Origin of the sequence: Xanthomonas sp. NCPPB 1754 (genome assembly GCF_041475725.2) — a bacterium.
In the GTDB taxonomy this organism is placed as follows: Bacteria; Pseudomonadota; Gammaproteobacteria; order Xanthomonadales; family Xanthomonadaceae; genus Xanthomonas; species Xanthomonas euvesicatoria.
Genome location: NZ_CM192982.1, coordinates 3,775,987 through 3,795,811 on the forward strand (window position 1 = coordinate 3,775,987; position 19,825 = coordinate 3,795,811).

The 19,825-nt window shown below is 66.4% G+C and carries 16 protein-coding genes, 1 other RNA gene and 1 pseudogene; 8 read left to right on the forward strand and 10 right to left on the reverse strand.

What is annotated here, in order from left to right; genetic code table 11:
* Positions 1-107: 107 nt before the first annotated feature.
* A complete protein-coding gene (gene cysI / locus ACCQ15_RS16330) occupies positions 108-1,814 on the forward strand; it encodes an assimilatory sulfite reductase (NADPH) hemoprotein subunit (protein WP_372380804.1) in 1,707 nt (568 codons plus the stop codon).
* Entirely contained in the window at positions 1,811-2,536 is a 726-nt protein-coding gene (locus ACCQ15_RS16335; RefSeq protein WP_031424105.1) for a phosphoadenylyl-sulfate reductase, read from the forward strand. The genes cysI and ACCQ15_RS16335 overlap by 4 nt, the downstream gene beginning before the upstream one ends.
* A gap of 126 nt (positions 2,537-2,662) precedes the next feature.
* Here ACCQ15_RS16335 and ACCQ15_RS16340 read toward each other — a convergent pair whose 3' ends face one another.
* From ACCQ15_RS16340 to ACCQ15_RS16350, 3 genes are all read right to left on the reverse strand, one after another.
* Positions 2,663-4,273 (reverse strand): PepSY-associated TM helix domain-containing protein, encoded by a 1,611-nt coding sequence (locus ACCQ15_RS16340; protein WP_136732890.1) that lies wholly within the window; start codon positions 4,271-4,273, stop codon positions 2,663-2,665.
* Positions 4,273-6,276 carry a TonB-dependent receptor gene (locus ACCQ15_RS16345; RefSeq protein ID WP_046932534.1) on the reverse strand — a complete coding sequence of 668 codons (2,004 nt, stop codon included), beginning with the start codon at positions 6,274-6,276 and terminating at the stop codon, positions 4,273-4,275. Before ACCQ15_RS16345 ends, ACCQ15_RS16340 begins: the two co-directional genes overlap by 1 nt.
* 194 nt (positions 6,277-6,470) lie before the next feature.
* Positions 6,471-6,908 (reverse strand): DUF2946 family protein, encoded by a 438-nt coding sequence (locus ACCQ15_RS16350; protein ID WP_039417884.1) that lies wholly within the window; start codon positions 6,906-6,908, stop codon positions 6,471-6,473.
* A gap of 303 nt (positions 6,909-7,211) precedes the next feature.
* On the opposite strand from ACCQ15_RS16350, the gene ACCQ15_RS16355 reads away from it, so the two are divergent.
* Positions 7,212-8,408: a sensor histidine kinase gene (locus ACCQ15_RS16355; RefSeq protein ID WP_057681791.1), complete on the forward strand. Its 1,197-nt coding sequence runs from the start codon at positions 7,212-7,214 to the stop codon at positions 8,406-8,408.
* Positions 8,409-8,893: 485 nt separating this feature from the next.
* Here the strand turns inward: ACCQ15_RS16355 and ACCQ15_RS16360 are convergent, their stop codons facing one another.
* Positions 8,894-9,166, reverse strand: a complete 273-nt coding sequence (locus tag ACCQ15_RS16360; protein ID WP_136732892.1) for a hypothetical protein — start codon at positions 9,164-9,166, stop codon at positions 8,894-8,896.
* On the opposite strand from ACCQ15_RS16360, the gene ACCQ15_RS16365 reads away from it, so the two are divergent.
* A non-coding RNA gene (locus tag ACCQ15_RS16365) (sX9 sRNA) lies at positions 9,161-9,234 on the forward strand. The two genes, ACCQ15_RS16360 and ACCQ15_RS16365, sit on opposite strands and share 6 nt — an antisense overlap.
* A 15-nt stretch (positions 9,235-9,249) precedes the next feature.
* On the opposite strand, the pseudogene ACCQ15_RS16370 reads toward ACCQ15_RS16365, so the two are convergent.
* Both ACCQ15_RS16370 and ACCQ15_RS16375 read right to left on the reverse strand, forming a co-directional pair.
* Positions 9,250-9,470, reverse strand: a pseudogene (locus tag ACCQ15_RS16370) (hypothetical protein).
* A gap of 68 nt (positions 9,471-9,538) precedes the next feature.
* A complete protein-coding gene (locus tag ACCQ15_RS16375; RefSeq protein ID WP_008574681.1) occupies positions 9,539-10,522 on the reverse strand; it encodes a LysR family transcriptional regulator in 984 nt (327 codons plus the stop codon).
* A gap of 163 nt (positions 10,523-10,685) precedes the next feature.
* Between ACCQ15_RS16375 and cobA the strand changes: the two genes are divergently transcribed.
* From cobA to ACCQ15_RS16395, 4 genes are all read left to right on the forward strand, one after another.
* Positions 10,686-11,888, forward strand: a complete 1,203-nt coding sequence (cobA, locus tag ACCQ15_RS16380) for a uroporphyrinogen-III C-methyltransferase (RefSeq protein ID WP_218555570.1) — start codon at positions 10,686-10,688, stop codon at positions 11,886-11,888.
* A 16-nt stretch (positions 11,889-11,904) separates the two neighbouring features.
* The gene (cysK, locus tag ACCQ15_RS16385; RefSeq protein ID WP_011348421.1) at positions 11,905-12,864 is read left to right on the forward strand and encodes a cysteine synthase A; all 960 of its coding nucleotides are present in this window, start codon (positions 11,905-11,907) and stop codon (positions 12,862-12,864) included.
* A gap of 296 nt (positions 12,865-13,160) precedes the next feature.
* Entirely contained in the window at positions 13,161-13,667 is a 507-nt protein-coding gene (locus tag ACCQ15_RS16390; RefSeq protein WP_011348422.1) for a methyltransferase family protein, read from the forward strand.
* Positions 13,668-13,863: 196 nt separating this feature from the next.
* Positions 13,864-14,403, forward strand: coding sequence for an O-acetyl-ADP-ribose deacetylase (locus ACCQ15_RS16395; protein WP_008574675.1), 540 nt, complete (start codon positions 13,864-13,866; stop codon positions 14,401-14,403).
* Between the two features lie 215 nt (positions 14,404-14,618).
* On the opposite strand, the gene ACCQ15_RS16400 is transcribed toward ACCQ15_RS16395, so the two are convergent.
* The 4 genes from ACCQ15_RS16400 to ACCQ15_RS16415 all read right to left on the reverse strand — a co-directional run bounded on the left by ACCQ15_RS16400 (position 14,619) and on the right by ACCQ15_RS16415 (position 19,727).
* Positions 14,619-15,623, reverse strand: a complete 1,005-nt coding sequence (locus ACCQ15_RS16400) for a class I fructose-bisphosphate aldolase (RefSeq protein ID WP_003487259.1) — start codon at positions 15,621-15,623, stop codon at positions 14,619-14,621.
* Positions 15,624-16,185: 562 nt separating this feature from the next.
* Positions 16,186-17,652, reverse strand: a complete 1,467-nt coding sequence (gene pyk / locus ACCQ15_RS16405) for a pyruvate kinase (RefSeq protein ID WP_011348424.1) — start codon at positions 17,650-17,652, stop codon at positions 16,186-16,188.
* 258 nt (positions 17,653-17,910) lie between these two features.
* The gene (locus ACCQ15_RS16410) at positions 17,911-18,555 is read right to left on the reverse strand and encodes an HAD family hydrolase (RefSeq protein WP_008574673.1); all 645 of its coding nucleotides are present in this window, start codon (positions 18,553-18,555) and stop codon (positions 17,911-17,913) included.
* Positions 18,552-19,727, reverse strand: a complete 1,176-nt coding sequence (locus ACCQ15_RS16415) for a phosphoglycerate kinase (RefSeq protein ID WP_031424127.1) — start codon at positions 19,725-19,727, stop codon at positions 18,552-18,554. The genes ACCQ15_RS16410 and ACCQ15_RS16415 overlap by 4 nt, the downstream gene beginning before the upstream one ends.
* Positions 19,728-19,825 lie beyond the last annotated feature (98 nt).

Below are 19,825 nucleotides of genomic sequence, written 5' to 3' on the forward strand. Positions count from 1 at the left end.
TGGGGATTGGGGATTCGTGAGAGCGGGTGTCCGCGATCTTTGTGCTGTGTGGGTAATGCCCGCGCTTTGCTGTTGCTAATCCCCAATCACGAATGCCGAATCCCGTTATGAGCCACTCCGTCGAAGACATCAAATCCGAAAGCCGCCGTCTGCGTGGATCGTTGCAGCAGAGCCTGGCCGATGCGGTGACCGGGGCGTTGCGTGAGGACGATCAGACCCTGATCAAGTACCACGGCAGCTACCAGCAGGACGACCGCGACATCCGCGATGAGCGGCGGCGGCAGAAGCTGGAGCCGGCGTACCAGTTCATGATCCGCACGCGCACGCCGGGCGGAGTGATCACGCCCACGCAGTGGCTGGCACTGGATGGCATCGCCACCCGTTATGCCAATCATTCGCTGCGCGTCACCACGCGCCAGGCCTTCCAGTTCCATGGCGTGATCAAGCGCGAATTGAAGGCCACCATGCAGGCCATCAATGCCACCTTGATCGATACGCTGGCCGCCTGCGGCGATGTGAATCGCAACGTGCAGGTGGCCGCAAATCCGCTGCTGTCGCAGGCGCATGCCACGCTGTATGCCGATGCGGCGCGCGTGTCCGAGCACCTGCTGCCCAACACGCGGGCGTACTACGAAATCTGGCTGGACGAAGAGCGCGTGTCCGGCTCCGGCAGCGAGGAGGAGCCGATCTATGGCGAGCGGTATCTGCCACGCAAGTTCAAGATCGGTTTCGCCGCACCGCCGCTCAACGATGTGGACGTCTTCGCCAACGATCTGGGCTTCATCGCCATCCTGCGCGATGGGCAATTGCTGGGCTACAACGTCAGCATCGGTGGCGGCATGGGCGCCTCGCACGGCGATGCCGAGACCTGGCCGCGGGTGGCCAACGTGATCGGCTTCGTCACCCGCGACCAGTTGCTCGATATCGCCACGGCCGTGGCCACCACGCAGCGCGACTTCGGCAACCGGGCGGTGCGCAAGCGCGCACGCTTCAAATACACCATCGACGACCACGGGCTGGACACCATCGTGGCCGAAATCGCGCGCCGCGCCGGCTTCGCATTGCAACCGGCGCAGCCGTTCGCGTTCGACCACAACGGCGACCGCTATGGCTGGGTCGAAGGCGAAGACGGGCGATGGCACCTGACCCTCTCCTTGCCGGCCGGTCGCATTGCCGACACCGACACCGCTGCGCATCTGAGCGGGTTGCGCGCAATCGCGCAGTTGAACGTCGGCGAATTCCGCATGACGCCCAACCAGAACCTGGTGATCGCCGGCGTACCGGGCAGCGAGCGCGCACGCGTCGACGCGCTGGTGGCGCAGTACGCGCTGGATGCCGGCAACCGCGCCGCCACCGCCCTGGCGCGCGGCGCAATGGCCTGCGTGGCACTGCCCACCTGCGGCCTGGCGATGGCCGAGGCCGAACGCTACCTGCCCGATTTCAGCGCCGCGCTGCAGCCGCTGCTGCAACAACATGGACTGGCCGACACGCCGATCGTGCTGCGCGTGTCCGGCTGCCCGAACGGCTGCTCGCGCCCGTACCTGGCCGAAATCGCGCTGGTCGGCAAGGCCCCCGGGCGCTACAACCTGATGCTGGGTGGCGACCGCCGCGGCCAACGCCTCAATACGCTGTATCGCGAAAACATCACCGAGCCGGAGATCCTGGCTGCATTGCAACCGCTGCTGGCGCGCTATGCCACCGAAGGCGACCACGCCAACGATGAAGGCTTCGGCGATTTCCTGCACCGCGCCGGCGTGATCGCGTTGCCGCCCTACCCCACGCACCGTCGCCTCGACCTGGAATTGCTCGCATGACCGCGCTGCCCGCTGCATCGATTACCTCTTCCGCGTTCGACGATCTGGACGCGCTCAATGCGCAGCTGGAAGGGCTGCGCGCCGACCAACGCGTGGCCTGGGCGCTACAGCATGGCCCGCAGAACGCGGCCTTGTCGTCCAGCTTCGGCGCGCAATCGGCCGTCACCTTGCATTTGCTCAGTCAGCAACGCCCCGACATTCCGGTGATTTTGATCGACACCGGATATCTGTTTCCGGAAACCTACCGCTTCGCCGATGCCCTGACCGAGCGACTCAAGCTCAACCTCAAGGTATATCGCCCGCTGGTCAGCCGCGCCTGGATGGAAGCGCGCCACGGCCGCCTGTGGGAACAGGGCATGGTCGGCATCGATCAATACAACAACCTGCGCAAGGTCGAACCGATGCGGCGCGCCCTGGACGAACTCGAGGTGGGCACCTGGTTTACCGGCCTGCGCCGCAGCCAGTCCGGCGGCCGCGCGCAGACGCCGATCGTGCAGAAGCGCGGCGAGCGCTACAAGATCAGCCCGATCGCCGACTGGACCGATCGCGATGTGTGGCAATACCTGCAAGCACACGATCTGCCGTATCACCCGCTCTGGGAACAAGGCTACGTGTCCATCGGCGATTTCCACACCACCCGTCGCTGGGAGCCTGGCATGCGCGAGGAAGACACGCGTTTCTTCGGCCTGAAACGCGAGTGCGGCATCCACGAAGATATCTAGCGGCAGCGGTCACGTGCACTTGTGCAGGTGACGCTTGACCAGCATGTGCTGCAGTTGCATGGGCAGGCTGCATCCAGGATGCAGCGGCGGTGCACTGCGCGCTGTGCTCATGCACCGACGCGCCCGTCACCGCGCCGAGGCACCGGCGTGCGTGCGCCGCATCCAGTAACGATCGAACGCCCACATCAGCAACAACGACAGGCCGACCAGCGGAAAGATCAGCCCGCACAGCACCAGCAGCACCATCAAGCCGCGTAGCGTGCGCGGGTCGGCCGGCAACGGCGGTACACCCAGGCCCCCGCTGGGGCGGCGCTTCCACCACATCACCGCCGCGCTGACGCACAACAGCACAATGGCGATGCAGGCGAACAACAGGATCAACTGGTTGGCAGTGCCGTATTGCTGCCCCAGGTGCACGTTGATGCCCCATTCCAGCAGCTTGGCCAGCGGCCCGTAGTCGCGGTAACGCATGTCCAGCAGCACCGCACCGCTGTATTGATCCAGGTGGATCATGCGCTGCCGCTGCAGATCGGCCGGGTACACCGACGCGGTATAGACCCCGGTCGCACCACGCGGCGGCGCCACGCTATATCCCGGCTGGATGCCGCGGGCCTCGAAACGCGCCATCGCTGCATCCAGACCGATCGCGCCGCGTCCTGGCGCAGCGAATCCAGCGGAATCGCCGTGATCGGCATGCGCGTTGTCTGCCGAATGCGCGTGTTGGGCCGCGTGCTCCGCCTGGGCCAGGTGCCCTGCGTGCCCTGCGTGTTCTTCATGGCCTGCATGCGCTGCGCTTGTCGGGAGCGCTCCCTGCCGGGAACGCTCGGGATGCTCGTCGCCCACCTGCAACGCACGTGCGGGCTCGCCATGCGCGTGCTCATCCACCGCGCCAGTTGGCTGTGCAGGCACCACAGATTCCGGCAGGCGCGCCTGCCGCAACGACCATGCCGGCTCGCCACTGTCGGCCAAGCGCTGCTGCGACATCGGCTGCTGCACGCGCAGCCCGGCGGGATAGCCGAAATCATGCCCATTGGCCCAGCGATTGACCTGCGCACCCCACAGCCACGACCACGGCATGCCGGTCAGCGCCAGGAACAGCAGGATCGCACCAACCCCGGCACCGGTCACTGCGTGCAGGTCGCGCCAGAACAGCCGCTGTGTCGGCTTGCCGCGCACGCTGATCACGCCGCCGCGTCGCCCGCGCGGCCACCACAGATACGCGCCCGTGAGCACCAGCACGATGGCCCATCCGCCGGCCATTTCGATCAGGCCGCGGGCATATGGCCCCACCAGCGCAAGACTATGCAGCCGGCGGATGGTCCAGCTGAGCGTGCCGTGCTCGGGCAAGGCGCCCAACACCCGTGCACTGTACGGATCGACATACACCACCTGCCGCACGCCGTGCGCATCCACCAACCCGATCTCCGCGCTCGCATCGGCGCGTTTGGGCGTGGTGTACACGAACAAGCGGCCGCCATAGCGCCCTTGTGCAGCGGCAACCAACTGCTGCGCGGGCAGGCGCGCATCGCCTACCGGCACCACCTTCAACCCGTGGTGCACGCTGCGGTCGATGGCGTCCTGGTACAGGAACGCAGCCCCGGTCACCGCCAGCCAGATGATGAAAGGCAGCACAAGCAGCCCGGCATAAAAATGCCAACGCCACACCGCGCGATAGAAGCGCCAGCGGCTGGCTTGGCGCGACTCGTCCACGCCACCGTGGTCAATCGTTGCATGCATCAGAAGCTCCAATCCCACGACACCGACAACGCACGCCCATCGCCGGGCGAGTAACCGGAGCTGCTGCTGTCGTACCAGGCGTACACATACGCGCGATCGGTGACATTGCGTAGCTGCAGGCTGAGCGCATTGCGCGCGTCCACCGCCCAGCGCGCGCCCAGGTTGAGCAAGGCGTAGCCACCGGTGCGGCCCAACGTGTTGGTGCGTTCCAGGTAGTAATCGCCTTGTGCGTTGCCCCAGGCGCTCACCTGCACCGACGAACTGACCTGCCACTCCAGCCCGGCGGTGGCCAACCAGTGCGGCACGTTTTCGATCTCCTTGCCACGCGTGGCCGGGGCGCTCGGATCGGGCGTGACGATGCTGGCCTTCTGCCGCGAATACGAAACCCATGCACGCCAATGCTCGGCCGGCTGCAGGTTGAGCTGCGCATCCCAGCCGCGCCGCAGCGTACGGCCGACATTGGCCACATCGCCGATGCCGACCACGCCATTGACGCCGAGAACGGTCGCCACCTCCCCGGATGCGCGCTGCTCCCAATACGCCAGGCGCCCATCCAGCAGGGACGACGGCGCGAACTTGAAGCCGGTCTCCCAACCGTCGTTGATCGAGGGCCCGAGGTTGCCGGGCTGGCGACGGTAGGCGCCATCGCCGCTGCCGATCTGGAAGGTGCGCCCCCAGTTCGCATACACGCTGCTCTGCTCGCCCACGCGGTAGCTCGCACTGAACTTGGGTTGCTTGATGGTGCCGTAGTCGTAGACCGGCGCAATGCTGCCGGCCAGCACGTCGTGCAGCTGTCCATCGACACGATCGATGCGATACCCCGGCACCAGCTGCAGGCGCGCAATGGGGGTCAGCACCGCCTGCACATACGCGCCACGCGTGCGCAGGTCGTAGTCCCAATCGCGCAGCTGTGCCCCGCGCACACGGGCCACCGTGCGATACCGCTGCGATTGGTTGGCCTGCCACTGCGCATCCACCCCGGCTTCCAGGTTGGCCTGCAGCGCACCCCAGTCCGGCTGCCAGTTGCTACGCAGCAGCAGCCCGCGATGGGTTTCGTCGGTATCGCGTTCCTGCTGCAGCCCGGCCGCAGAAAACCGCACCCAGCGTTGGTTGCGGTAGTCGTTCTGGTAGGCCTTGGCGCTCCATTGCGCCTGCTCACCGAGCGCACCGTCCGCATGCAACGCAGTCTGGCGCAGACGACGCTCGCTTCGGTCGTTCTGCGCATAGTCCGGCGAACTGCGCGGCGCCGCACGCGCGGTGGCGGCATCCAGATAGCCGGCTTCCAAGGCATGGTTGTCGTAGTACCGCGTGGTGAGCCCCGCGCGGAATGCGCCGTCCGGGTCGGTGTAGAACCACTTGCCCGCCACGCTGCGCTTGCGTGCGTCGGCATGATCGCGATACCCGTCCGAGTCGCGCCAGGCCAGCACGTAGTTCTGGCTCCAGGCGCCCTGTTCGAAACCTTTGCTCAGTTGCACCTCGCGCGCATCGAAGCTGCCGGCCGTCACGCTCAAGCGGCCGTCGTTGCCGCCGGTACGGGTGAGCACGTCCACGCTGCCGGCAATGGCATTCAGGCCATAGCGCGCGTCGTTGGTGCCGCGCACGATCTCGATGGCGCTGATGTCCTGCGGGAACACCGCGTCCAGGTACGGCATGGCGCCGGCGTTATCGTTGCTGGGGATGCCGTCGATCAGCAGCTTCACCGCATTGATGCGCCCCTCGCCATTGAATCCGCGGAACGAAAAGCGCCCCGCATCGGTGCCCATGCGGAACTGGGTGACCTGCACCCCGGGCGCGCGCATCAGCAGTTCCCAGCTGTAGTCCACATGTTGATCGTGCAGCAGCTCGCCGCCGATCACATCCACCGAGCTCAGCACGCGTGCCGTGCTCGGGCTGCGCTGCGCATGTTCGCTCACCTGCACCTTGCCCAGCGTGAGTGCGGCGTCTTGCGCCTGCACATCGCATGCAGGCCCCCACACCAGCGCCAACGACGGCGCATACCACATCGTTTTCAACAACCGCAAACGCATGACCAACCCTTCGCCGTGACTGCACGGCCGCACAGCCGTGCGCTGCCACCATCGCGGCGCACATCGGCATCACTCGATAAGAAGCGAGTCGCCCGCACTGCCCGGCAGGGCGCCGACAACCTCAGGCGCGTACGGGGCCTTGCTGCGTGGACGCCCGCACAGGGGCCACCTTATGCGCCCAATGGTGGTCCACGTGCGCCGAGTGCGGCCCATCGATAGACCGAGCGTGCGCTTGCCTGGGTAAACACCGGAGCCGGCGTCGGCCGCAGTTGCAGCAGGCACAGCAACGCCACGATGAGCAATGGCAGCAAGCGTGCGGCCAGGACGCAGTAATCGCAGGCTTCGCCATGCGTCGCTGCATCATGGGTGCCGGCGTGCGGCATGTTCACTACGGCGCCGGAGTGCGCGTCCGCAGCCAGACCGGGCGGCTGGGTTCGATGACCGGCATGCAGCGCGCGCTCTGCAGACAGTGCCGCAGCACCCATGCACATCGGCTCGATCGGCTGCGCCTGGCTCCAGCGGCTGATCAGCGGAGCGACCAGCATCAGCACCACCGCCAGACAGGCAAGCAGGGGCAACAACCGGTGGCGACGGGACAAGCGCAGCATGCCTCGAAGTGTAAGCCGCCACGCAGGCCGGGGCGATGGTCGCGGCCGATGCGCGACCGCATGTCGCACCTGGCTGTCCCGGTCATCCCCGGATGACCCGCGCCCAAGCATGCGCCGGAGCCGGCGCGCCAGAACCGGATGGGCCTGCCGCTTCAGCCCCAGGCCCGTTTACCGCATGCCGGCCCCGTCCACGCGCCGCCGTCCTGGTCGGCAGTCACACTTTCGTCCCGCCTCTGTGACCGCAAGCACACGATCGGCCTTGGCATGCCCTATGCTTGCCGCTTCCACCCTGTAGCCGCGCGCATGAGTACCGTCCTGTCCGATCGAGCGGCCGAACCGCTTCCCTGCGCACCCAAGCCCCCCAGCGAAGCATTGCGTCTGCAGGCGCTGCGCAGCTACGGCATTCTCGACACCCCGCGCGAAGCGGCCTTCGATGACATCACCCGGCTTGCCTCGATCATTTGCCAGACGCCGATCGCACTGATCAGCCTGGTCGATGCGGACCGCCAGTGGTTCAAGAGTGAGCTCGGGATGGGCGAGCGCGAAACCCCGCTGTTCAAGTCGATGTGCGCGCATGCGCTGCTCGAGAACGATGTGCTGGTGGTGCCCGACACGCGCCATGACATCCGCTTCGCGCGCAACCCGCTGGTCACCGGCGAGGCGCCGCTGCATTTCTATGCAGGTGCCTTGTTGAAGACACCCGACGGCCTGCCGCTAGGCACGGTGTGCGTGCTTGACCGGCAGCCGCGCCAACTCACCGAGGAGCAGGTGGAAGCCCTGCGCGCATTGGCACGCCAGACCATGGCGCAGCTGGAATTGCGCCGCGCACTGGCAATCGCCGAGGAATCCGATCGCTACCGCAGCCGCCTGATGGCCATCGCCGGGCACGATCTGAAGACCCCATTGCGCACTGCCGCCTACGCCATCGACAAGATGCGCCGGCACGCCGACGTCGACGCCGTTCCCAACCTGGTCACCGCGCGCGATGCGATCAGCCTGGTGGGCCGCAGCCTGGACGAGCTGGCCACGCTGGCGGCCGCGAGCAAGGCCGCCATGCCGGACCTGCAGCCACTGCAGCTGGAAGACGTGCTGCATTCGATCCTCGGCGTGTGGCGTCAACCGGCCATCGACAAGTACCTGGCCCTTCGCTATGTGCACACCTCGCTGCGCGTGCGCAGCCACCCCACACTGCTGACCACCTTGATCGGCAACCTGGTCGGCAATGCCATCAAGTACACCGAGCGTGGCCGCGTGCTGGTCGGCACCCGCCGCCGCCCCGGTTTTGCGGAAGTGGAGATCATCGACAGCGGCATCGGCTTGAACATGGACCATCCCGAGCAGGTCTTCCAGGCGTTCCGCCAGGCCGACCCGCGCAGCGACGGTTTGGGCATCGGCCTGTGGATCGTGCATCGCACTGCCGAGACGTTGGGCTGTGAAGTGGACGTCCGGCCGCGGCCGCAGGGCGGGACCTGTTTTTCGGTGCGGATTCCGTTGGCCTAAAGATGTGTGGCTCGCCGCGTGTTCGGGCTGCGCGGCAAACGCCTGGGTCTCACCTAGTGGGGCACCGGTCTGTGGCCAGACCTCAACGCGCGAACCCTCCATCCCATCGAGCCGACGTTGCAGCTGCCCGCGCCACGCCAAGTCGCGCCTCAGTGGCGACCGCTCAGACCCGGCCACTCGCCGCAGGTGTCAGAATCCAGCACCGGCTCCGATCGCGCACTGCCTGCCGTGCATGGGGCAGGACTTGGCGCTGTTCCATCTTTAACCGATGCTCGCTGCGGAACATAAAAAAAAGCGGACCCGGGCTCCCGACCCGGGTCCGCCGCCAAGCACGCCAGGCCTCTCCCCAGGGACCCGGATGCGCCAGCCGCTCTGTGCACAGCCTCGCGCAACAGTGATGCGACAGCGCTAGCAACCCTTCGACGACACCGCGAAACACACCGGCAATGCGATCACCTGCATCGCCAGCTCTGCGCCGTCCACCCCTAGACGTTCGAGAGTGTCGCGTCATGGTTGCTATAAGGGTTTTCGACAACGCAGCGCGCAACTTGATGCGCCCGGTCGACGCCGACTGCATCGCCCTGACACGGGTAGGGAAAATCACCCACAGCACGCATGGCAGCGCTGCCGGGCAGGCACGCATCCCATTGATCCTGCGGATATTTTTTTGCGGCGATTGCGCTGCAGTGCAGCACCGAGGTCATCGCGAACGCACCGATCACACGGCCAAGCCGCCACCGTTTGGAAGGGGCATGCACGCACGTCCACTCCGGCTCCCGTGCGCCGTCCACATCGCCTGACCACTGCCCGGTGGGCTGTGCTAGCCGCCCATATCCCGGCCTCAGACGTCGGACGCATCCGCATCCTGGCGCGCGAACCACTCGGCCGAATGCACATCCGCGGCCGCAACGTCCAGCGCCTTGCGCAGCACTTCCAGCGGGATCTGCACGCGCGTGCTGCTGCCTGCACCGCCACCCATAACGCTTCGTCGCGCGGGTCGGCCAGCACCGTCAGCACCTCATGTTCGCGGCCCGCGATGCTGGCCGACAGCTGCAGCGACATGCCGCCGTCCGGCTCGGACGACCACAGCCTGCTCAGTGCGGGGCGCAATGGCTCGGTCATCGTGCCGCTCAGCTGGTGATGGTCTGGGTCAACGATTCCCAGGTCGGCGGCAACGGCCAGTTGGGCGCCTGATTGCCGTCCAGCACGCGGCGTAGGTCGCGCTTGTCGATTTGCGGCGCGAGCACATGCACCAGGTCCAGCGCGTAGTCGCGCAGCACGCGGTCGCGCGGCAGCACCGCCCAGGCGATGCACTCGGCGATCGGCGCCGGCGCCGGCCAGGCGCGCAGGTCCTCGTCGAAGGCATTGACCGCCATTTCCGCGACCAATCCCACGCCAAGCCCTGCGCGCACATAGGTCTTGATCAGGTCGGCATCCAGCGCGGTCAGCGCGATACTCGGCTCCAGCCCCACCTGCGCAAACGCGCGCTGCAGCGAAGAGCCCGGCCGAGTGGAGGATTCGTAGCTGATCAGCGGATGCTCGGCCAGCGCCTGCATGTCCGGTGCCGTGCGCGGGTGATCCAGTGCATGCCCCCGCGGCACCACCACCAGCCGCCGCCAGCGGTACAGCGGCACTGCGATGCCGGCGCTCGGCTCGCCACCGGCGGTGCTGACCACCGCGATATCCGCATCGCCCTGGCTCAGCAGATCCAGGGCCGCACTTTCGGCGGCCTGCTGCAGATGCACGCTCACTTGCGGGTAGGCATTCTTGATCTGTGCCACCGCCGGCGGCAGCACGAAGCGCGCCTGGGTATGGGTGGTGGTCAGGGTCAGCTGGCCCTGGCTTTCGCGGCGCTGGTTGGCCGCATAGGTGCGGATGTTGTTGGCCTCCGACAGCACCGCGCGCGCGCGCTCGATCACTTCCACACCGGCCGGCGTCACTGCGTCCAGGCTACGTCCCTTGCGCACGAACAGCAGAAAGCCCAGTTCGTCCTCCAGCTGCTTGAGCTGCTTGGACAGGCCGGGCTGGGTCGCGTGCACGCGCGCGGCGGCCAGGGTGATGTTCAGCTCGGCATCGGCAATGGCCACCAGATAGCGAAGTTGGGTCAGCGTCATGGCTTATATCCAAAAAAGCGCGAGGCGCTACAAGGACTTCGACTGTAGAGGAGTTCTGCGGGCCAGCTTATAACCGAACGCTATTTTTAGGATGGATGAAGTCATTTCCGACGGCTATAAGCCGGCGTTACGGTCTGCCCTCCCTCAAGGATGCTGCCGAACCGTGACTCCTGCGTTCCCGCTGCTTGCCGACCTGCGTGGCCGTGCCGTCCTGGTGGTCGGCGGCGGTGCCGATGCCGAACGCGCCACTGCCCAGCTGCTGCAGGCCGGTGCGCTGCCGCTGGTGGGCGCGCCCGAGCTCACGGCGCAGCTGCGGCACTGGGCGCAGGCCGGGCAACTGCGCTGGTTGGCCGGTCGGTTCGACCCGGCATGGCTGGCGCAACCCGACCAACCGCTGTGGCTCACCATCGCCGCCAGCGAATCGGAAGCGCTCAACGACGCCCTGCGCCATGCGGCCAGCGCCCGCCGGCTGCTGACCCACATCGCGACGCCTGCGGCGTCCGCAACGGCTCCTGCGCGCTCCCCCGCACCGCGCAGCCCGATCGGCACGCTGGCACCCGGCAACGTGAGCCTGGTCGGCGCCGGCCCCGGCGATCCCGGCCTGCTCACCCGGCATGCGCTGCGCGCACTGCGTCAGGCCGAGGTGGTGCTGCACGACCGCCTGGTCAGCCCGCAGATCCTGCGCCTGGCTCGGCATGGCGCGCACCTCATCGAGGTGGGCAAGTCGGCGCAAGGCCATAGCACCCGGCAGGAACAGATCCACGCCCTGATGTTGGACCACGCCCGCGCCGGTCGCCGCGTGGTGCGGCTGAAGGGCGGCGACCCGTTCGTGTTCGGCCGTGGCGGCGAAGAGCTGGAATTCCTGCGCGCGCACGGCATCGGCTTTCAGGTGATTCCCGGCATCACCGCCGCCATCGCCTGCGCTGCGTATGCCGGCATCCCGCTCACCCACCGCGACCACGCGCAATCGCTGCGCCTGATCACCGCGCACTGCAAGGATTCGCTGGACACGCTGGACTGGCAGGCGCTCGGCCAGGAGCGGCAGACGCTGGCCTTCTACATGGGCGTGGCCGGCCTGGACGCCATCCAGCAGCGCCTGCTGCAGGCCGGGCGCGCAGCCTCCACCCCGTTTGCGCTGGTCGAAAACGGCTCGCGCCCGCAGCAACGCATAATCACCGGTACGCTCGCCAGCCTGGCCGCCAGCGCCCGGCAGCATGTCGTGGCCGCCCCGGCGCTGCTGATCCTGGGCGAGGTGGCGACGCTGGCGCAGACGCTGCACTGGTTCGGCAGCGCGCCGCTGAGCGCCTTGCCGCCGTACTCACCCGGCGCAACGCCCCACACGCCCACACTGGCCCACGCAGCCTGATCCCGACGGAGACCCCATGGCACTGTACGACAACATTCTCGACACCATCGGCCGCACCCCGGTGGTCAAGCTCCAACGCCTCGCCCCGGACAACGTGACCTTGTACGTCAAGGTCGAATCGTTCAATCCCGGCGGCTCGGTCAAGGACCGGCTGGCGCTGGCGATCATCCTCGACGCCGAACAACGCGGCCTGCTCAAGCCCGGCGACACCATCGTCGAAGCCACCTCCGGCAACACCGGCGTGGCACTGGCGATGGTGGCCGCAGCGCGCGGCTACAAATTCGTCGCCACCATGGTGGAAACCTTCTCGATCGAACGCCGCAAGCTGATGCGTGCCTACGGCGCCAAGGTCATCCTGACCCCGGCTGCCGAGCGCGGCAGCGGCATGGTGCGCAAAGCCAAGGAACTGGCCGAACAGCACGGCTGGTTCCTGGCCAGCCAGTTCGCCAATCCGGCCAACCCGGCCTACCACCGCAACACCACCGCTGCCGAAATCCTGCGTGACTTCGCCGGCCACCGGCTGGATCATTTCGTCACCGGCTGGGGCACCGGCGGCACCCTCACCGGCGTGGGCGAGGTCCTGCGCGTTGCGCGACCGGAAGTGCGCATCACCGCCTCGGAGCCGGCTGGCGCCGCCCTGCTGCAAGGCCAGGACTGGAAGCCGCACAAGATCCAGGGCTGGACGCCGGACTTCGTGCCCGAGGTGCTCAACCGCGAGGCCGCCCACCAGGTCCTGAGCGTGGAAGACACCGACGCGATCACCGTCGCGCGGCGCCTGGCCGCCGAAGAAGGCATCTTCACCGGCATCTCCGGCGGTGCCACCGTCGCTACCGCGCTGCGGGTGGCAGAAGGCGCCGCATCTGGCGCCGTCATCCTGGCGATGCTGCCGGACACCGGCGAACGCTACTTCTCGACCCCGCTCTTTGCCGACATCAACGAAGGCTCCGACGACGACTGGCTGGCCGGACTGCCCTGATCGGGCAGTCGATGACCAGGCCTGAAGCCGCGCAATGCGCGGCTTTTTTTTGGTACCGGCCGAACAGCGCACTTGCGCCGAAAGACGCCGCGTCGCGGCGACCACGTCGTGCCCACAATCCGTGGCCGCTCCGAGACGCAAGCGCACGCGTCATTGCCGAGACCAGGCGTGACACGTGCCCGGCACGCCTCGCGCTGGGCGCAGCATCCGCCCCGTTTCCCGGATGTCGGGACGCCCGCACTCCCGTCCATGTCAAGGAAACGTTAGGATGGCGGCCGTAATGTAGGGAGAGATGTGTGAGCAACCAGCCGTATGGACACAGCGAGACCCGTGCCGCACGGGCGCCATGGCTGGTAAAAATGACCTCCCCGGTCCACTTTGCGCTCGCCCTGGGGCTGGGCGCATGGTTGCAAGAGGCGCTGGACCTGCCTCTCCCTCCTCCCGCGCCGCTGGCCTGGATCGAATTGGCTGGCGGCGGCATCGCCTGTCTCGGCCTGGCGTTGGCGGTGAGCTGCTTCGTGCTGTTTGCGCGTCGGCGCACCACCATCATGCCCAGCGGCCATCCCTCGCGCCTGGTGCTGGACGGCCCGTATCGCGTCACCCGCAACCCGATGTACCTGGCCTTGGTGCTGAGCTACGTCGGCCTGTGCCTGCAACTCGGCTTGCTGTGGGCGGTTGTGTTGGTGCCGCTGCCGTGGCTTGCGCTGCAGCGCTATGTCATTCCGTTCGAAGAGGCGCGGCTGCGCGCCGAATTCGGCCGCCACTACAACGATTACTGCGCGCGTGTCCGCCGCTGGTTGTAGACCCGACATGCATCGCCTCGTGCGTGGCGAAGGTTGTTGCCGATCGCCCCGAGGCAGCGACAAGGTGTCGCGGGGCGGCATACATTCCACCCCGTCGGACAGTCGCAGCAGATGAGATGAATGGCCGATAGCGTGCGGATTCCGCAGCGTGCTCCCCATCACGCGCCCATCATGCAATTCGCATAATTATCGCGCTATGAGAATCGAAGTCTGGCAAGGCGACATCACCGAACTCGACGTTGACGTCATCGTCAACGCCGCCAACGAATCACTGCTCGGCGGTGGTGGCGTCGATGGCGCCATCCACCGTGCCGCCGGCCCGCGCTTGCTGGAAGCCTGCGAAGCGTTGCCGCAGGTGCGCCCGGGCGTGCGTTGCCCCACCGGCGAAATCCGCATCACCGACGGTTTCAATTTGAAGGCCCGCCATGTCTTTCATACCGTCGGCCCGGTGTGGCGCGACGGCAAGCACAACGAACCCGAACAGCTGGCCAACTGCTATTGGCAATCGCTGAAACTCGCCGAACAGATGATGCTGCACTCGATCGCGTTCCCGGCGATCAGCTGCGGCATCTACGGCTATCCGCTGTATCAGGCAGCGCGCATCGCCGTGACCGAAACGCGCGATTGGCAGCGCTCGCACAAGGTGCCCAAGCACATTGTCTTGGTGGCCTACAACGAGGCGACCTACAAGGCCTACCAGCAGGCGCTGGCCACCCAGGAAACTGCGGCGGCCTGAGATCGGATTGACGTTGGCGGCCTGCCGCATCGCCCGGCTGGATTGCGCAAGCCATTGAGCGATTCCGATTGGAGCAAAGGGCGCCGAAAGGCGCCCTTTGCGTTTTTCGCGCGGCATCGAAGCGCACCTGTGGATGCGGCAAACAAAAAACGCCGGCATCGCTGCCGGCGTGTTTGTTTCATCGATGCGGCGGCCTTGCAGCCGCCATCAATCGATCAACCCTTCCACTTACCCAGCGCGGCCAGGCCGTTTTCCTTGGCGCGCTCGTAGATGACCTGCTGCGCCTTGGCGAAGTTGCCGGTCATGTCCTTGGCCCACAGCTTCAGCGCGGCCTGCTGCATGGCGCGGCCGTAGGAGAAGCTCAACGGCCAGGGCAGATTGCCGAGCTGGTGCATTTCGTTGAGGTGGGCGGTGGACTGCTCGTCGGTCTGGCCGCCGGACAGGAACACGATGCCCGGCAGGATCGCCGGCACGGTGGACTTCAGGCACATCACGGTGGACTCGGCTACCTCTTCGATGCTGGCCTGCTCTTCGCAGCTCTTGCCGGAGATGACCATCGACGCCTTCAGGATGGTGCCTTCCAGCACGACGTTCTGCTCATACAGCGCGCCGAACAGCGAGCGCAGCGTGGCTTCGGTGACTTCGTAGCAGGTTTCGATGTCGTGGCTGCCGTCCATGATCACTTCCGGCTCGACCATCGGCACCAGGCCTTGTTCCTGGCACAGCGCTGCGTAACGCGCCAACGCATGCGAGTTGGCCTCGATGCAGGTGCCGGACGGAATGTCTTCGCCGATGTTGATGACCGCACGCCACTTGGCGAAGCGCGCACCCAGCGTGTAGTACTCCTCCAGCCGTGCACGCAGGCCGTCCAGGCCTTCGGTGACCAGTTCGCCCGGCATGCCGGCCAGCGGCTGCGCGCCCTTGTCGACCTTGATGCCCGGGATGATGCCGTGGGCGGTCATGTACTCGGCGAACGGCACGCCATCCTTGGTCTTCTGACGGATGGTCTCGTCGAACAGGATGGCGCCGGAGATGTAGTCGCTCAGCTTGGGCGTGGTCAGCAACAGTTCGCGGTAGGCGCGACGGTTCTCTTCGATGTTCTCGATGCCGACGCTGGCAAAACGCTTGGCGATCGTACTGGTCGATTCGTCGATGGCGATGATGCCCTTACCCGGGGCGACCATCGCCTGGGCGGTTTCGGCAAGCTGTTCGATGCTCATGTAGTTCCTGTGGCAGCTGCGGGGGAGAACGAAAGTATAGCGACGAAAGTCGTACACATTCCTTCACGGAATGCCTGCAACCGATTACACGTGATCTGCGTGACAGGATGTGTGGTGATGCTCGCATCGTGGGAATCGGGAATCGGGAATCGGGAATCGGGAAAGCTGAGCATGGTGCGCGGCGCTTGCGGTGCCGTGATGCATGGCTGCAATGACTGCGCTGGCGCGTTGACATGGAACCATGCGTGAGTCAGCCGGCATTTTTTTTAAAGGTTGGCCGCGTCGCTGCTTCGTCCGTCGCAATAGCGCTGCGCCTGCGGCATGCGTTACATCGTAGACAGCGCTTAGTTCCGCCATGACCAGCACCGTTGCGGCAGCGCGGGTGCGATGTGGTGGGGACCGGGTACCTGCCGGATCCGGCCGTTGACCAACGATCCGGCCACGACCGGGTGCGCGCGTCCAGCGGCCAGGTCGCCACACAGCACGACGGCGGCCCTGGGGCCGCCGTCGTGTGTCGCCTCTGTTCCGGCTCAGGTCATGCGCCGGATGCAATCAACAGGCGTTAGAGCTCGCCCAGCCCAGTGGCGCGACCGTCTTCGCCCACTTCCAGCAGGCGCAGCGTGTTGGTGGCGCCATGGGTTTCCATGTGCTCGCCACTGGTAAAGACCACGCGGTCGCCAGGCCCCATGCGCTCGTTCTCCACCAGCAGACGGATCGCCGCACGTGCGGCTTCGCGCGGGGTCAGGCCTCGGCTGTCGAAGCTGATCGGGAACACGCCACGCATCATGGCCATCTGGCGGCGCGCGCCATCGTGACGGGTGAAGGCGTAGATCGGCATATTGGAGCGGAAGCGCGACAGGAAGCGCGGCGTGCCGCCGGATTCGGTCAACGCCACCACGCCGCCCAGGCCGATGTGCTCGGACAGGAACATGGTTGCCATCGCAATCGCCTGGTCGGCGCGCTGCAGGTTGCGTTGCGCCGCTTCGAAGTCGGTGTCGAATTCGAACTGGTGTTCGGCCCCCAGGCAGATGCGCGCCATCGCTTCCACCGCACGCACCGGATAGGCGCCGGCGGCGGTCTCGGCCGAGAGCATCACCGCATCGGTACCGTCGATGACCGCGTTGGCCACGTCCAGTACTTCGGCGCGGGTGGGGATCGGGCTTTCGACCATCGACTGCAGCATCTGCGTGGCAGTGATCACCACTTTGTTCTGCGCCAGCGATTCGCGAATGATCTTCTTCTGCAGGCCGGGCAATTCAGCGTCACCGATCTCAACGCCCAGGTCGCCACGCGCCACCATCACCACATCGGAGGCTTCGACGATCTCGACCAGGTTTTCGATCGCCTCGGTGCGCTCGATCTTGGACACCAGTTGCGCATCGCAGCCGTGCTGCTGGGCGATCTGACGCGCGTCGTGCATGTCCTGCGCATTGCGACAGAACGACACCGCAATGAAGTCCACGCCGATCTTGGCCACGATGCCGATCAGTTCCTTGTCGCGCTCGGTCAATGCGCCCAGCGACAGACCACCGCCCTGCTTGTTGAGGCCCTTGCGGTCGGACAGCACGCCATCGTTCAACACCTTGGTGACGATGCGCTCGCCCTGCACATCGGTCACCTGCAACTGCATCAGACCATCGTCGAGCAGCAGCACGTCGCCGGCGGTGACGTCCTGCGGCAGCCCCAGATAGCTGACGCCAACCTGCGTCTGGTCGCCAGCCGGCGCGTTGGCATCGGCCACCAGGTCGAAGCGATCGCCCATGGTCAGCTTGATCTTGCCTTCGGCAAACCGTTCGATACGGATCTTCGGGCCCGGCAAGTCGGCCAGGATGCCGACCTCGGCACCGACGCGGGCTGCAGCGGCACGTACTTCGGCGGCGCGCTTGGCCTGGCCAGAGGGGTCGCCATGGCTGAAGTTGAGGCGCACCACGTTGACGCCCGCCTTGAACAGCGTATCCAGCACACCGGGCGCATCCGTTGCCGGTCCGAGGGTGGCGAGGATCTTGGTGCGGCGTTGACGTTCTTTCATGATGGCCTCCCTGTAAAAGCCGCGAAACTTAACACACACGTCACGTACCGAGGATGGCATTGCGGCATAGCCTTCCTCCGATTCCGGCATGTCTTATAGACAGTGCGGGACAGTACGTACGCCTGCGCCCGCGCTGCCATGAGCAATGCGAACGGTCGCCACCCTAACCCGGCGACGGTGAAGAGTGTTCTGCGCGCTTCGAACCGCAACTGCAGGCGCGGCGACCAAGCGAACGCAACGGCCGACGCGCACTGCCCATCACTGAAGCAACGCCGCCAGTTCAGCCGGCGTGCGTGCCAGCGCACCGGCACCGGCGGCGCGCAATTCGCCCTCGTCGCCGAAGCCCCACAACACGCCAATGCTGTGGATGCCGTGGTGATTGGCGCCATCGATATCCATGCGCCGGTCACCGATCATCACGCAGCCGGCCTTGTCGATCTGCAAACGGCGCAGCGCTTCGGCAATGAGATCCGGCTTGAAGCGACGTTCGCCGTCTTCGCTGGCACCGATCACCTCTTCGAAGCACGCGCCGAAGGGCAGATGCTCGACGATGCGCCGCGCGTAGCGCTCATTCTTCGAGGTCACCACGGCCAGACGATGACCGGCGCGCTGCAGGCCGGTGACAACCTCGCCGATGCCGTCGAACACGCTGAGTTCGGTCCAGCCTACCGCGTCGTAGCGTGCGCGGTAGAGCCCGAGCGCGCGCTGCACCAACTCCGGATCGTCCGGAAAACACTCGGTGAAGCTGTCGCGCAACGGCGGGCCGATCCAGGCGCGCAAGGTCTGCGCCGACGGACGCGGCTGGCCGAGTTCGTCGAAGGCGTGCACGATGCTGGCAACGATGCCTGGCTCCGAATCGACCAGCGTGCCGTCCAGATCGAAAAACAGCGTGGCTGCACTCACTGACCGCGGGCCTGGAGTGCGGCCACCGCCGGCAAGGTCTTGCCTTCCAGAAACTCCAGGAACGCACCGCCACCCGTGGAAATGTAGGTGACGTCCTGGGCGATGTCGTATTTGTCCACTGCGGCCAGGGTGTCGCCACCGCCGGCGATCGAGAACGCCTTGGAACTGGCGATCGCGCGCGCCAGCGTTTCGGTGCCGTGGCTGAAGGACTCGAATTCGAAGACGCCCACCGGCCCGTTCCACACCACGGTACCGGCACTGGCGATCAGCTCGGCGTAGCGCTGCGCGGTTTGCGGGCCGATATCCAGGATCAGATCGTCCGCGTCGACCGCGTCCAGCGACTTCACGCTGGCCTGCGCATCGGGCAGGAACTGCTTGGCAACGACCACATCGGTGGGCAGCGGAATCTCGGCGCCACGCGCCTTGGCATCGGCCACGATCTGGTTGGCGGTCGGGATCAAGTCCGGCTCGTTCAACGACTTGCCCACGGCATGCCCGGCCGCGGCGATGAAGGTGTTGGCGATGCCGCCGCCGACGATCAGTTGGTCGACCTTGTTGACCAGGTTGGACAGCAACTCCAACTTGGTCGAGACCTTGCTGCCGGCCACGATCGCCAGCAGGGGCTTGGCCGGGTTGTCCAGCGCCTTGGCCAGGGCGTCGAGTTCGGCCATCAACAGCGGGCCGCCTGCGGCGACCGGCGCGAAGCGGATCACGCCATGCGTGGAGGCCTGCGCACGGTGCGCGGTGCCGAAGGCATCCATCACGAACACGTCGCACAACGCGGCGTACTTGCGCGCCAGCGTCTCATCGTCCTTGCCCTCGCCGACATTCATGCGGCAGTTTTCCAGCAGCACCACCTGGCCCGGCGCGACGTCCACGCCGTCGACCCAGTCGCGCACCAGCGGCACGTCCACGCCCAGCAACGCGGCCAGGCGCGTGGCCACCGGCGCCAGCGAATCTTCTTCGGTCCAGCTGCCTTCCTTGGGGCGGCCCAGGTGCGAGGTCACCATCACGGCCGCGCCTTTTTCCAGGGCCAGCTTGATGGTGGGCACCGAGGCGGTGATGCGCTGTTCGGAGGTGATCTGGCCGTTGTCGATCGGCACGTTGAGATCCTGGCGGATCAGCACGCGCTTGCCGGAGAGATCGAGGTCGGTCATGCGGACAATGGACATGGGCTCAGCTCGTTCGGTCTAGGGAGGGGGAATGGGAATGGACATGCAGACGCACCCAGCAGAGGCGCCGGTGCAAACATTGTGAGCGCTTTGCCTTA